A 13,385-nucleotide genomic window follows, 5' to 3' on the forward strand; every position below is an offset into this window, starting at 1 on the left:
GAGACCCCTGTGAACACCTGATGCGCGAGAACCGTCCGACTGAGCATGATCGCCACATCCGGATCATGCCACCCACCAGCAAGAACACATCACCCACTATCACGCACCAGCTCGTAAGGGCGTGCAGATCTTTAACTCGTGGCTTTCCGTTAGGTGGTTCGTTGGTCTGGCATGAGCGGGTTGGATGGGCAACGGGCCGTGCTGGCAGCCAAGTTCGAGGCGATTCTGCCGCACCTCGACGAGCGGCAGCGTCGCCTGCTGATAGGGGCGGAGGCCCATTCCCTCGGCCACGGCGGGATCAGAGCAGTCGCCCGTGCCGCCGGTGTTCGTGAGGCCACTGTGTCTGCCGGGGTGCGGGATCTCGACGCCGGAGAGGCCCCGTTGGGACGCATCCGCCGGCCCGGCGCCGGCCGCAAACGGGTCGTCGACCGGAACCCAGCCGTTCGGGAGGCACTACTCATACTGGTCGAGCCCGACGTCCGCGGAGATCCCATGTCGCCGCTGCGCTGGACCACCAAATCCACCCGCAAGCTCGCCGAGCAGCTGACCCAGCAAGGCCACCGGATCTCCGCCGACACGGTGGGCGACCTCCTGCGCGAGGAGGGCTTCAGCCTGCAGAGCAACGCCAAGGCGCTGGAAGGCAAGCAGCATCCCGACCGGGACGCACAGTTCCACTACCTCAACGAGCAGGCCCGCGACCACCAGGACTGCGGGGCTCCGGTGATCAGCGTGGACACGAAGAAGAAGGAACTGGTCGGCCTGTTCAAGAACAACGGCCGTGAATGGGAGCCGAGAGGCGAGCCGGTGCGAGTCGACACCCACGACTTCCCCGACCCCATGCTGGGCAGAGCGGTGCCCTACGGCATCTACGACGTCGCCGCGAACACCGGCTGGGTCAACGTGGGCACCGACCACGACACCGCCGCGTTCGCTGTCGAGTCGATCCGCCGCTGGTGGAACGGAGCCGGGCGGGCCACCTACCCGACGGCCGGCCGGCTGCTGATCACCGCCGATGCGGGCGGCTCCAACGGGTATCGCACCCGCACCTGGAAGACCGAACTCGCCCGGTTCGCTGCTGAGGCCGGTCTGGCGGTCACCGTCTGCCACCTGCCTCCTGGCACTTCGAAGTGGAACCGGATCGAGCACCGGCTGTTCTCCCACATCACCATGAACTGGCGTGGAAGGCCCCTGACCAGTCACGAAGTCATCGTCGAGAGCATCGCGGCGACCACCAAAACCGGCCTGACCGTGCACGCCGAACTCGACACCAACCCGTACCCCACCGGCATCCAGGTCAGCGACGACGAAATCGCAGCCCTGCCGATCACCCGGCACCGCTTCCACGGCGACTGGAACTACACCCTCCATCCTCAGCATCCGATGGAGGCGGCGACGACCGACAGCACGTCAGACCAGGCCCCGGCGAGCAGACCGCCTCGCCTCACGCGGCGTTTGCTGCAGGACCCAGAACTGACCAGTATGACCCGCCAACGGCTCAGTGAGCTCATCGACGCCCTGACTCCCGCGCTGGAGGTTCAACGCGAGCAAGTGCTCCGCACACGTCGCGGTCACGAGCGCCTGGTCGCCCCTGGCACAGGTGCCAAAGCCAAGCTCACCCCAGCCGACCGGATCCTGGCCACCGTGCTCCACCTGCGCAAACTCGCGACCATGGACCTCCTCGGCCAGCTCTTCGGCGTCACCGCGATGACCATCTGCCGGTCGAGTCAGGAAGTCCGCCCACTCCTGGAAGCACACGGCCATCGCATCAATGCCTCCACCGCCCGCTTCCGCACACCAGCAGACATCACGACGTTCCTCGCTCCCGACCCCACCTCAACCAAGATCAAAAAGACGAGTTAAAGATCTGCACGCCCTAAGGGCTCGCAGAGAATCAAGGTGTTGCTTCCCGTGGTTCGGCTCGTTGGTGTGGTACGCGCATATCCAACGAGGCCCGTGGCCAACTCGCGGTGAAGTTTGAGGAGTTGTTCCCACATCTGGACGAGCGGCAGCGCCGTCTGCTGATGGGCGCCGAAGCCCGAATTCTGGGGCACGGCGGGATCCGGGCCGCCGCCCAGGCGGCCGAGGCCAGCGAGACCACCGTTCGCAAGGGTGTTGACGAGTTGGAAGCGGGGGGCGGAACCGCTGGGTCGGGTCCGCCGTCCCGGTGGCGGGCGCAAGCGGGCAGTCGAGGTAGATCCGGGACTGCGGCCCGCGCTGTTGGCGCTGGTCGAGCCAGACGTGCGCGGGGATCCGATGTCGCCGCTGCGATGGACGACGAAATCGACGCGCAAACTCGCCGACGAGCTCACGAGCCAGGGTCACCGCGCCTCTGCAGATACCGTCGCCGACCTGCTACGGGAGGAGGGTTTCAGTCTGCAGGCCAACGCCAAGACCATCGAGGGCACCCAGCATCCCGACCAGGATGCCCAGTTCCGCTACATCAACGACCGGGCCAAGGAGCATATGGGCGCCGACGACCCGGTGATCAGTGTGGACACCAAGAAGAAGGAGCTGGTCGGCCAGTACAAGAACGGGGGCTGCGAGTGGCATCCGAAGAGAATGCCGACCCAGGTCAAGACCCATGACTTCCTGGACCGGCAGGGGCCGGGCAAGGCGATCCCGTACGGGATCTACGACGTCGCAGCGAACACCGGATGGGTCAGCGTCGGCACCGATCACGACACTGCCCCGTTCGCCGTCGCCCCTATCCGACGTTGATGGCAGGCCCAAGGCCGGCACGACTATCCGACCGCCACCTGCCTGCTGATCGCTGCGGACGCAGGCGGCTCCAATGGCTACCGCACCCGCGCCTGGAAAACTGAACTCGCAGCCCTGGCCGCCGAGACGGGCCTGGACATCACGGTCTGCCACATGCCGCCGGGCACCTCGAAGTGGAACAAGATCGAGCACCGGCTGTTCTCCCACATCTCCATGAACTGGCGCGGCCGCCCGCTGACCAGCCACGACGTCGTCGTGAACAGCATCGCGGCGACCACAACCCGCACCGGGCTGAAAGTTCACGCCGAACTCGACCCGGGCACCTACGACACCGGCATCAAGGTCACCGACAGCTCTTGGGTGGTGGCATCTATTTGTGCGCTGCCTGTGCCGTTGTGGTCGCTGACGATCCAGGTCAGACCTGTCGGCGTACGTACGGCGATGGCCTTTTCGGCGTGGACGTAGTAGCGAGTCACCGCAACTGTGCTGCTGGCCTTGTCCAGGCGTAGTTCGGTCTCCCCCAGGTAGAGGGTGGTCCCGGTGGCGTCGCGGCGGATCAGGCGGTTGCCGTCCGCATCGCTGAGGAATGATGTCGTGGATTTGTCGACTGCGGTGACCATGGACAGGTCGCCTTCAAGGCCCCAGTCGAGGTTTTGGGTCTGCTTGTTGAGGGCGCGGGTTTGGGTGTTGCCTGCGTCGTCGTAGGTGTAGCTGCTGTTGCTGACTGTCGATCCGCTGGCGTTCTTCGTCTCTGTCGAGGAGAGTACGTGGGGACGCGGCTGATCTGCTGTCTTGTAGGTATAGGTGGTGGCTGGTCCGCCATTGGCGAGCTGGTCGGTGGCTGTTTTGCGGTTGCTGGCGGAGTCGTAGGTGAAGGACTGCCAGTACGGTGCCGGGCCGCCGACCTTGTCCTTGGTGGGCTCCGTGGTCGTGCAGTCTCCGGTGGCTGTCCAGGCGCTCTTCAGGCGGCGGTGTCCGTCGTAGATGAAGCATTGCTTGTCGCCTGGTGATGTGGTGCGTTCGTCGACCTCAAGGGGGTTGCCCGCTTGGTCATAGCGGTAGTTGGCGTCAGAGTCCGTACCGGTGTGAGATTCGGAGATCACGCTTTGGCGGACGAGGCATTTCGTGCCGTCCTCATATGAGTTGTTGACCTCGGTCCATTTGGCACTGGATGAGACACCGAGGGTGGTGCGGATTTGCTCGCCGGCGGGCAGGTAGTCGGTGTTGCGGACAATGCCGGTCAGGCCGTTGAGAGTGTTAGGGAGGCGCTGATCGGTGTAGCCGTAGCTGAGGGTTTCTGCGGCAAGTCCGCCCATCGCGGGGATGTCGCGCTTCTTGAGGGTGCCGTCGAGGTTGTAGGCGTTGCTGATGGTCCAGGTGCCGGTGCCAGCGAGTGCGCCTTCGGACTTGCTGACCGTGTACTGCTCCTTGAGGACACGGTAGAGATTGTCGTATGCCGCGTTGGTTGTGGCATAGGCCTGGCCGCTCTTGCCCCCGACGTAACGGATGGCGGATGTCGGGCGGCCAATGGCGATCGTGTCGTAGGTCGTTCGGACTGTTCGGCGTGCCGCCGTGGCTCGGGCCTCGCAGGATCGGTTCTGTGGAGTTCCCGATCAAGGTGGCGTTGGCCCAGGCAGCCCCGACGCTGCACGACGGACCGGACTGGTGGTACGAGCCCAAACTGGACGGTTCTTCAGACGCTTCGAATGTGTCTCAAAAAGCCTGCGAAGCAGGTCGAGGCGTGCGTCTACCTCGGCGACCGTTGTTCGAAAGGTGGTCGTCGTCCGACCCAGCCGCTTGGCCTGATCGGCGACTCCGTCACTTCGAGCCGTAGTACAGCCGGAGGAACTCCTCCATCGCCGCGTCGACGCCGGCGCGGTCACCGGTGGCGAGCAGGTCGAGCAGCAGACCGCGGACAGTGGCGAGTCCCAGCCTGGCGCTGTTCCGGGCCACGGCAGGGTCCGCCCCTGCGGCGACCTCGGCGGCCACGAGCGGCTCCAGCCAGTCGTTCACGAGCCCTTCGAGGACCGGGGCGGCCTCGCGGCGGCCCCGCAGCGCGCGCACGCAGATTTCGAAGAAGAGCCGCTCCTGACCGGCCAGTCGAGGGTCCGTCAGCTGCTGCCAGAAAAACCGCGCAGCACCGGCTGGCGAGAGACCGGATTCCAGGCGGAGCCGGGACAGCAGATCACGCTGGCGCTGCTCCGACGTCCGGACGATCTCGATGAGCAGCCGTTCCTTGGAGCCGAAATAGTGGATCAGCATGCGGTGACTGACGCCGATCGCGGCACCCAGGCCGCGCAGGCTCAGGTCCGCGATGCCGTGTGCCGCGACGTAGTCGACGGCAGCGTTCACCAGCTGAGCGCGCCGGTCCCCGTCCGTGCCAGGCGCGGCCTCGTCCTCAGGATGCGAGCCGTTCGTCTTCACCACGTCGCGAGTGTACCAATTGGTACATGCCCTATGTACCGTGTGGTACATGAAGTCTGTCACCGTGTCGATCGACGTACCGCAGACGCCCAAACACGTCTACGACTTCCTCAATGTCATGGCTCACCATGAGCGATTCACCAACCACTACCTGACCGGCTGGCGCTACAGCGGCCCCAGCCGCGGCATCGGATCGTGCGCCACGGTCACAGCCATGCTGGGCGGCACGAAGACCGACGTCACCATCGAGGTCGTCAAGGCCGACCCGCTGCGGCGCATTGTCGAACGGAACGTCAGCGCGGCCGGCCGACGTCTGACCTACGGCACCTACACCATCGAACCGCTGCGGACCGGCGGGAGTCAGGTGTCGTTCACGTACGCCTGGGCGCGCGCCCCACTCGCCGACCGCCTGCTGACACCCGTTGTCCGGGCCACGATGCGGCGCGCCAACCGCACGGTCATGCGACGCCTGGCCACCGAGTTGGCTCGCCACGTGTCCACTGCACTGCCGGATCCTGACGCCGGTTGAGGTGGCCCCCAGAGTGTGGACACAGGGGTTCATGCTGCGAGTCAGAGTTTAGCTGTCCTGTGGTGGTGTTGTTCGAATTCCATCGGGGAGAGGTAGAAGAGCGCGCTGTGTCGGCGTCGGGCGTTGTAGTAGGTGAGCCACCGGAATATCAGAGCCTTGCCTGAGACATCGTCACGAACACTCTCCGGTACGTCGTTTCTCGCTTCAGTCCCTGCCAGAAACTCTCGGCCAGGGCGTTGTCGTAGCTGGAGCCGACCCTGCTCATGCTTCTGCGGATGCCGTGCAGGTCGCAGACCTGGGCGAACGCGGCCGAGGTGTATTGCGATCCGCGGTCCGCGTGGAAGATCACTCCAGTGACGTCGCGGCCGCGGGTCGCGACCGCGGCCTGGAGTGCGTCGATGACGAGCTCGGCCCGCATGTGCGGGGCCATCGACCAGCCGAGCACTCGGCGCGACCGGATATCGGTGTCGCAAGCAAGGTAGAGCCACGCGGATCCGACCTGCACGTATGTGATGTCGCCGCACCACTTCTCGTCCAGCGTCCCGGCGGTGAAGTCCCGCTGGACCAGGTCCGCTACCGGCGGCGCGAGGCGGTCCGGGATCGTGGTGCGCTTCTTCTTCCGCAGGTGACGGCAGACGATGCCGTGCTTGCGCATCAGCCTGGCCACGCGCTTGCGGTTGACCGTGTGGCCAAGGCCGCGCAGTTCGGCATGGACTCGAAGCGCGCCGTAGTTCCCGCGGTGTTCGGCATGGACTTCGCGGATCTCCTCGACCAGGGCGTCCTCCTCGAACTGCCGCCCCGCCCATGCCTCGGCGCCGGCGATCCACCGGTAGTAGCCCGAGCGGGAGACCTCCAGCACCCGGCATATCCGCTTGATGCCGAACATCTCGGCATGGGCGGAGACGAAGTCCCAAGCGGCGGCCTTCACTTCATCTCCCGAGCGAAATAGGCCGCTGCCCGACGCAGGATCTCCCGCTCCAGCTGCCATTCCTTCTCCGCCTTGGCCAGCCGCGCGTTCTCCTCCCGCAGCCGGACCAACTCGGCCTCGGTGTCCTGCGACGCGCCGACGGCGACTGGACGACCGTCGACATCACGCACCCAGGTCCGCAGCGTCTCGGGGGTGACGTTCAGATCAGCCGCAACCTCCTTGAACGTCCGCCTGCCGGCCGAAGCCCGCCACAACGCGATCGCGTCAGGCCGGAACTCCGCACCGTACTTCGAGGGCCGTGCCACGTAGATCTACACCTTCCAGGATCAACAAGATCCGTTGTCAGGTGTGTCCACACCACAAGGGTCACCTCAAGCACGCCGCGACCCTGGGCATCGATATGGAAATCACCCAACGCAAGCCCGGGACCAGGGGCTTCACCCCCGTCCCGAAGCGGTGGGCCGTCGAGCGAACCCACGGATGGCTGATGTTTCACCGCCGCCTGGTCCGCGACTACGAAGCCCTGCCCACCCGCTCCGAAGCCGTGATCCACCTCGACGACCTGAGAGGCCAGCCGCCCAGACCGCTGATAACGCCGTTTCTCATCGGTTACAGTGTTACCCATGAACAGGCTCTACCAGGACGCCCAGCGCCTCGGCCAGGAAGCCGTGCGCGTCGTGATCCTCGACCGCGCCATCAACCTCCTGATCGCAGGAGGCCCTTCTGAACTGACCATGCGACGGCTCGCCGCCGAGATCGGAGCGTCGACCAAGGTCCTCTACACCATGTTCGGCGGCAAGGAAGGGCTCGTCGACGCCCTCTACCGGGAGGGATTCGCCCGGCTGCGCCGCGCTCAGCAGAACATCGAGCGCGCCGCCGACCCATTGACCCATCTCAACAACCTGGGCACCGCATACCGCGAGCACGCACTGGCCGAACCCGCCTACTACCGGGTGATGTTCGAGCAGACGCTGCCCGGATTCCAGCCGAGCGCCGAAGCTCTCGCCGTGGCCGAAACCGCCTTCGACGCTTCGGTCGAAGCGGTCGCCGCATGCATCGACGCCGGCATCTTCCCCAAGGGCGACGCCACCGAGATCTCGAAGATCTTCTGGGCCGCCGCACACGGAGCGGTGAGCCTGGAGATCGCCGGGCACTTCCCACCGGAGCTCGCCACCCGCCGCTACGAAACGCTGATGAAGGCCGTGGGCCAGGGACTCCAGGCAGGCACCTCATGAACGCCACCCGCACGATCCAAGGACGGACCTTATGACTACGGTCAACCGCTACCTCGCTGGAAATTTCGCCCCCGTCACCCAAGAGATCACGGCCCACGATCTTCCCGTCACCGGTCACATACCCGCGCACCTCGACGGCCGCTATCTGCGTACCGGTCCCAACCCGCTGGGGGTGAAGGACGCAGCGACCCATCTCTGGACCCTCGGCGAAGGCATGGTGCACGGCGTCCGCATCCGTGACGGCCGCGCCGAGTGGTACCGCAACCGCTGGGTCCGCTCCACATCCGTCGCCGACCGGCTCGGTGAGCCGCGCCGCGGAACCCCCGTCGACCACCGGATGGACTTCGCCCCGAACGTCCACGTCGTGGGCTTCGCGGACCGTACGTTCACTCTCATCGAAGGCGGCATCCGTCCGTACGAACTCACCTACGAGCTGGACACGATCGGTCCCTGCGACCTCGGAGCGACCACCGAGGGCTTCAGCGCCAACGCCCACTCGATCTTCGACCCTCGTACCCGTGAGCTGCACTCACTCGCATTCCTCTACGGCTCCGACAACGTCCAGCACATAGTCATGGACGACACCACCAAGGTGCTCCGGACCACCACGATCCCCGTGCCCGGCAACCCGTACATGCATGACTTCGCGCTCACCGAGCACCACGTGATCCTCTTCGACTCACCGGTCGTCTTCAGCCCCGCCCACCTCACCACCGGAATCCCCTTCCGGTGGGACCACGACCGCCGGGCCCGGGTCGGGCTGATGCCCCGCGAGGGCGGCCCGGTGCGTTGGTTCGAGGTCGCACCGAGCATGGTGGGCCACACCCTCAACGCCTATGAGGACGGTTCGACGGTCGTCGTCGACTTCATCCGGCAGCCCGAGGGCTTCGACATCAGGAACGTCGGCATCAGCCGCCCCACTCCGCATCGTTGGACGATCGACCTGAGCACCGGTGTCGTACAGGAACTCCAACTGGATGACCGCATCCAGGATTTCCCCCGAATCAATTCCCGGCACACCTCCCGTCCCTACCGCTACGGCTACGCCGCTGCCGTCGAGCTCTACGCGCCGCCCGCGGGACCCGACGACTACCGGCCGGACGAGGGCTTCAGCAACGCATTGCTCAAACACGACCTGGAACGCGGTACCACCGAGGCCCACGAGTTCGGTCGGTACGCCGCGGTCGGCGAAGCCGTGTTCGTTCCGGCCGAATCATCCAGCGCGGAGGACGACGGATACATCATGGCATACGTCCACAACCCGGAACGCGGTGTCGCCGACCTGGTGATCCTTTCCGCACAGGACTTCACCGCGGACCCGGTCGCCGTCATCCACCTACCAGTACGAGTCCCCCTCGGACTCCACGGCAGCTGGGTACCGGACACCCGGTCGGATCACCCGGCAGCCGACTGACGGCCCGGCGGGCCGGCCGGCCACCGGGCGTTCCAAAGCCGACGAATTACCGGAATTCGCGGACCAGTTGGATCTCGCCGACGATGTGAGCGCTGAATCGCCGAGCTCTTCGGCGGGGATCCACAGCTCAAGGATCGTCCGCCCGCCGGCCTGCTGGACGGGGTAGCGACGCAGGAACTCCGACTCGACCTCGAACCGCGTGACGAACCCGGCTCCGTCGTGCCTCACGTTCCAGTCCCTCGCGATCCTGATCGTGTAGTCCTCGTTGAAGACCGGGCAGAAGATGGGCTGCTCGGGAAGACGAGGCGGCCAAGCACGCCGGCCGGCACCTGGCGGGACGCTGGCTTCACCGACGTGCGCACCCGGATCCTGCCGGCACCACGGCCCGCGCCGGACCCGGTAGCAGGCAGAACCGGCCGGCCCCGCCTGGGCACGAAGCTCGTCGTGGCACGGGTCTCCGGCCGGGGCCGCCGACTACCTTCCCGCGGCCCGGGGCAGCGCTGCGCCCTGGGACTGCGCCGCGGCCGCGCTGACTGTCCACGCCGCCGGAGGAGAAGCCCGCGACCCCGCGGGCCGCGAACTCGCCGGCATCCGGCCCGCGCGCCTGGACGGCTGGCTGGCCACCTCACCTGCCCCGGGCCCACCAGGCGACCTCAAACTCTCGATGCACCGGCCCCGTTGAGACCTCAAGGAGACCCATCGCATGCGTTCCACTCCCGCCACCACCGACGGCTGGCGCGGCCTGCCCGGCGCCGACTTCGCCGAGCCGGTCCGCTGGTCGCGGTACGACACGAGATCCGACTCCACCGCCGACAGCACATCGCTGCCCAGCCTGGACAGATGGGCGTCCAGCCGACCGACTGCCCGCCCGTAGTCCTTCAGCGTGGTCTCGTCCAGCAACGCCGTCGACAGGTGCCTGCCGCTGGCCATACTGCCCGGCGGCACGGTCGAAGCCACAGGCGCATCCCCGGAAGCCGCCCTGGTACGCGAGGCCGCCGAAGAAGCACAACTGACCCTGGCCCCGGGGAAAGGCCGAACGGCTGGGATGGGTTTACGACGCCACCGGTGATGTCTATGGCGGCATCGGCGAATGTGTGCGGCTGCGATGGGCAGCGCCGATCACAGCAGTCGGCCCGTCCGCGATCGACCCTGCCAGCGGCCGCCGGTACGCCCGGCTCCTGGCCACCCCCGAGCAGGCCGCCGCGCTCCTCGGCTGGGGCGACCAGGGCTGCCAACAGGCGGCCCAAGCCGCCCGCCTGGCCCACGAGCAATGGGGCATCCCGCTCGCAGCACCGTCCCCCATCACTGATATCCCCGCCGAGGGAATCGGATGGTGACCAGCAGCACATTCGTCCGGCGCAGCATCAGCTCGGCCATGCGGGAACGCTCAACACGGTCGGCTGACCCGACAGGCCCGTATCCGCGGTTGACACCCGCCCGCCCCGACCACCGTAGTGAGGTTGTGCCCGCCGTGACATCCTTTGCCTCGCAAGCCCTGCACAAGGCACGGCGTGTTCTGTGCTGGGCGCTACGCACGGGCCCACGGGCAGAGCACGAGAATCGCAATTCGGCGGTGTGGGTTTCGTGCCGGGCAGTGGTCACCCGAGTTGCGTGTTCCTGCTTGTTCGGTCGAAGGGGCGTCAGGCCGGCCAGCAACGCGACCGCGAGGGGTGGCCCTCGCGGTCGCGTTCCCCAAGGCCCATGTCCAGGGCGTCCAGGACGAGTTGGGTTTCCTTGGACGTCGATGCGGACAAGAGTTCAGCCTCGGCAGCCATACACAATGGCTTGGGGCTACCGCAGGGGGTTAGTTAATGCCGTGTGTATCTGGCAGGCAGCACCATTCGGGGATTGGAATCGAGGAGCACATCGGCGGGACCGAAACGTGCGGCCAGTTCGCGGATTTCGGGATCTTCGAGAAGGCGGAGGCGGCCGTCTTCAATAAAGGGTGTGCCGTCAATGGTGATGGTCGGCTTGTCGAACTGGCAGTCGCAGTGGGCGTGTCCTGGCCCGCTGCGGTCAGGCTCCCCCTCCTCGGTCAGGGCGTCCAGGCCAAGGTAGAACGCACCGGCGTGCTTCTCCCGTTCGAACTGGGTGCCACCGCTTGAGCGCACTTTCGGGTTGAGTCCGATCAGGGCGTGCCGCAGGTAGTAGCCCCTTGGTGAATAGTGACGTAGCTCGGTGGCGGCAGTCGCGCCCTCGATCGCTGTTACCACGTTGTTGGTGAGTTCGATCGTGGTGGGCTCGGCCGGTGTGCCGGTGACCGTGGACTCCTCGATGACCAGCAGCCCGTCGGTGCGGTTGGGGTAGAAGTTGACGCCACCGTAAGGGAAGGGCCGCCACATTCCAGCGATGAGAGGAGCGTGATGGCCACTGGTGGCGAAGTCACGGAAGGTCACATCGGTGCCTGCAGCGGTGGTTACCCGGATCTCGCTGGCTGCGGCGAGTTGTGCGGTCGCCTTGGCTTCCAAGGCGAAATACAGCTCCAGCGGGAAGCGGGCACCGGTGGCCAGAGCCGATGCGGTCGCGGTCTGGTGCAGTGAGAGGAACCGGGCCTTGCGCTTGGCAACCTCGTCGAAGAACAAGCGGTCGCTGTGCACCTCACCCCACCATGTGCAGGAGAGCACCACATCAGCCTCGGCGTGGATGGCCGACAGCATTGGTGACGGCCGCTCGGAGTCCCAGCCACCCGCGCTGAACGGGGGAACGGCCAGAACGTGCACCTCGGCGTTGCGATAGGCGGCTGCTGCCGCCAGTGCCTGCACCACCACAGGGTCCACCGAGTTCTCCGTCAGGATCAGCACCTGTTCGCCGGCGGCAACGGCGGTGTACTCCATGACGTTATAGGCGCCGGGCATGAGTTCGGTGATGGACAGCGGTGCTGCCATGGGAGTGTCCAAGTAACTGAAGCAGGTCGTTCCGTTCATGCGGATCGAGTCCTTTCCGGTGCCGGCTGGGCAGTCGTTGATTGCGGGAGGCGGACGGCGCGACCAGCTCCAAGGCCGAAGAGGCCCTGAACGAGGGTCAGCGCGACAAGAAGGCCGAGCGGGACAGTCCACCCACCGGCGAGGTCGTGGGCTGAGCCGAACAGCAGGGGCCCAACGGCGGCTAGGAGGTAGCCGACGCTTTGGGCCATGCCGGACAGCGCGGCGGCCTGGGACGCGTCGGCCGCACGCTGGCCTTGGAACGTCAGCGCCAACACCAGGCAGGCGCCGCCGCCAAGGCCGATCAGCACACTCCACGCGGTCGCCATCTCGGGGGCCAGGAGCAGCCCCAGGTATCCGGTGGCGCACATCAATGAACCGCTGACGGCCAGCAGCCGTTGGTCAGTGAGTCGTCGGGCGAGTATCGGCACAGTACTGCTGGAGACCAGACCGGTCACCTGGAGCAGGAACAGCTGCCAGCCGGCGGCGCCTTCGGAGGCGCCGTGATCGTGCACGATGCTGGGCAACCACGCGATCGTGGTGTAAAAACCGAGGGACTGCAGTCCCATGAACGCACTGACCTGCCAGGCCAGTGGGTAACGCCACAGAGTATGCGCCTGCGCCGCTCCGGGGGCGGTGGATGTTACGGGCCGGCGACGGGCCAGTTGCGGTGCCCAGGCCAGGACCCCGAGTAGCGCCAGCACCGCCCAGCAGCCCAACGCGGTATGCCATCCTCCGGGAAGATGGTCAGCCAGGGGCACGGACACCCCGGAGGAGACCGCGGCTATCAACCCCATGACAGTGACGTAGAGCCCGGTGACTGCGGCGATCCGCCGTTCGGGAACAGTGCTCTTGACCAGCGAGGGCAGCAGCACGTTGCCGTAGGCGATCGCTGCTGCCATGACCACGGTGCCGACGAACAAGGTCACCACGCCTGGCAGCGAGCGCAGCACAATGCCGACCGTCAGCACCAGCAAAGCGATGCACAAGACACGCTCGGTTCCGTGGCGCTGCGCACTCCTGCCCACCAGCGGTGACGTGGCCGCGAAAGCCAGTAGTGGCAAAGCATTGAGCAGTCCTGCCGCGGTGCTGGACAAGCCGGTGTCGTGTTCGATCATCGGCAGCACCGAGCCGACACCTGTCAGCGGCGCCCGCAGATTCGCCGCAACAAGCAAGATCCCAACCAGGAGCAACCCCACGCGAGGCGCTCCGCCCC

11 protein-coding genes and 4 pseudogenes are annotated in these 13,385 nt (G+C 66.4%); 9 read left to right on the plus strand and 6 right to left on the minus strand.

What is annotated here, in order from left to right; translation table 11 throughout:
- Nucleotides 1-171: 171 nt before the first annotated feature.
- A complete protein-coding gene (locus tag ACFVT1_RS31085) occupies nucleotides 172-1,860 on the plus strand; it encodes an ISAzo13 family transposase (RefSeq protein WP_389801286.1) in 1,689 nt (562 codons plus the stop codon).
- Between the two features lie 161 nt (nucleotides 1,861-2,021).
- Nucleotides 2,022-3,070, plus strand: a pseudogene (locus ACFVT1_RS31090) (ISAzo13 family transposase); the annotation flags it as partial.
- Here ACFVT1_RS31090 and ACFVT1_RS31095 read toward each other — a convergent pair.
- The gene (locus tag ACFVT1_RS31095) at nucleotides 3,042-4,034 is read right to left on the minus strand and encodes a hypothetical protein (protein ID WP_389801289.1); all 993 of its coding nucleotides are present in this window, start codon (nucleotides 4,032-4,034) and stop codon (nucleotides 3,042-3,044) included. The pseudogene ACFVT1_RS31090 and the gene ACFVT1_RS31095 overlap by 29 nt on opposite strands.
- A gap of 502 nt (nucleotides 4,035-4,536) precedes the next feature.
- Nucleotides 4,537-5,145, minus strand: coding sequence for a TetR/AcrR family transcriptional regulator (locus ACFVT1_RS31100; RefSeq protein WP_389801291.1), 609 nt, complete (start codon nucleotides 5,143-5,145; stop codon nucleotides 4,537-4,539).
- A 46-nt stretch (nucleotides 5,146-5,191) separates the two neighbouring features.
- Here ACFVT1_RS31100 and ACFVT1_RS31105 point away from each other — a divergent pair, with 46 nt between their 5' ends.
- Nucleotides 5,192-5,671: an SRPBCC family protein gene (locus tag ACFVT1_RS31105; protein ID WP_389801293.1), complete on the plus strand. Its 480-nt coding sequence runs from the start codon at nucleotides 5,192-5,194 to the stop codon at nucleotides 5,669-5,671.
- Between the two features lie 41 nt (nucleotides 5,672-5,712).
- Here ACFVT1_RS31105 and ACFVT1_RS31110 read toward each other — a convergent pair.
- A pseudogene (locus tag ACFVT1_RS31110) lies at nucleotides 5,713-6,904 on the minus strand (IS3 family transposase).
- Nucleotides 6,905-6,966: 62 nt separating this feature from the next.
- Between ACFVT1_RS31110 and ACFVT1_RS31115 the strand changes: the two are divergent.
- From ACFVT1_RS31115 to ACFVT1_RS31125, 3 genes and pseudogenes are all read left to right on the plus strand, one after another.
- Nucleotides 6,967-7,155 (plus strand): annotated as a pseudogene (locus ACFVT1_RS31115) (transposase); the annotation flags it as partial.
- A gap of 67 nt (nucleotides 7,156-7,222) precedes the next feature.
- Nucleotides 7,223-7,834: a TetR/AcrR family transcriptional regulator gene (locus ACFVT1_RS31120; RefSeq protein ID WP_389801296.1), complete on the plus strand. Its 612-nt coding sequence runs from the start codon at nucleotides 7,223-7,225 to the stop codon at nucleotides 7,832-7,834.
- A gap of 31 nt (nucleotides 7,835-7,865) precedes the next feature.
- Entirely contained in the window at nucleotides 7,866-9,248 is a 1,383-nt protein-coding gene (locus tag ACFVT1_RS31125) for a carotenoid oxygenase family protein (protein ID WP_389801297.1), read from the plus strand.
- A gap of 46 nt (nucleotides 9,249-9,294) precedes the next feature.
- Here the strand turns inward: ACFVT1_RS31125 and ACFVT1_RS31130 are convergent.
- Nucleotides 9,295-9,566, minus strand: a pseudogene (locus ACFVT1_RS31130) (hypothetical protein); the annotation flags it as partial.
- Between the two features lie 385 nt (nucleotides 9,567-9,951).
- Here ACFVT1_RS31130 and ACFVT1_RS31135 point away from each other — a divergent pair.
- Genes ACFVT1_RS31135 through ACFVT1_RS31145 form a run of 3 tightly spaced genes read left to right on the plus strand, consistent with a single transcriptional unit; the run spans nucleotide 9,952 to nucleotide 10,585 of the window.
- A complete protein-coding gene (locus tag ACFVT1_RS31135) occupies nucleotides 9,952-10,122 on the plus strand; it encodes a hypothetical protein (protein WP_389801299.1) in 171 nt (56 codons plus the stop codon).
- Between the two features lie 9 nt (nucleotides 10,123-10,131).
- Nucleotides 10,132-10,317: an NUDIX domain-containing protein gene (locus ACFVT1_RS31140; RefSeq protein ID WP_389801301.1), complete on the plus strand. Its 186-nt coding sequence runs from the start codon at nucleotides 10,132-10,134 to the stop codon at nucleotides 10,315-10,317.
- Nucleotides 10,318-10,342: 25 nt separating this feature from the next.
- Nucleotides 10,343-10,585, plus strand: coding sequence for a hypothetical protein (locus ACFVT1_RS31145; RefSeq protein WP_389801303.1), 243 nt, complete (start codon nucleotides 10,343-10,345; stop codon nucleotides 10,583-10,585).
- Between the two features lie 471 nt (nucleotides 10,586-11,056).
- Here the strand turns inward: ACFVT1_RS31145 and ACFVT1_RS31150 are convergent, their stop codons facing one another.
- Both ACFVT1_RS31150 and ACFVT1_RS31155 read right to left on the minus strand, forming a co-directional pair.
- Nucleotides 11,057-12,172 carry a hypothetical protein gene (locus tag ACFVT1_RS31150; RefSeq protein ID WP_389801305.1) on the minus strand — a complete coding sequence of 372 codons (1,116 nt, stop codon included), beginning with the start codon at nucleotides 12,170-12,172 and terminating at the stop codon, nucleotides 11,057-11,059.
- Nucleotides 12,169-13,368 carry a CynX/NimT family MFS transporter gene (locus ACFVT1_RS31155; RefSeq protein WP_389801308.1) on the minus strand — a complete coding sequence of 400 codons (1,200 nt, stop codon included), beginning with the start codon at nucleotides 13,366-13,368 and terminating at the stop codon, nucleotides 12,169-12,171. Before ACFVT1_RS31155 ends, ACFVT1_RS31150 begins: the two co-directional genes overlap by 4 nt.
- Between the last annotated feature and the right edge of the window lie 17 nt (nucleotides 13,369-13,385).

The organism is Streptomyces sp. NPDC057963, assembly GCF_042887155.1.
Lineage (GTDB): Bacteria > Actinomycetota > Actinomycetes > Streptomycetales > Streptomycetaceae > Streptomyces.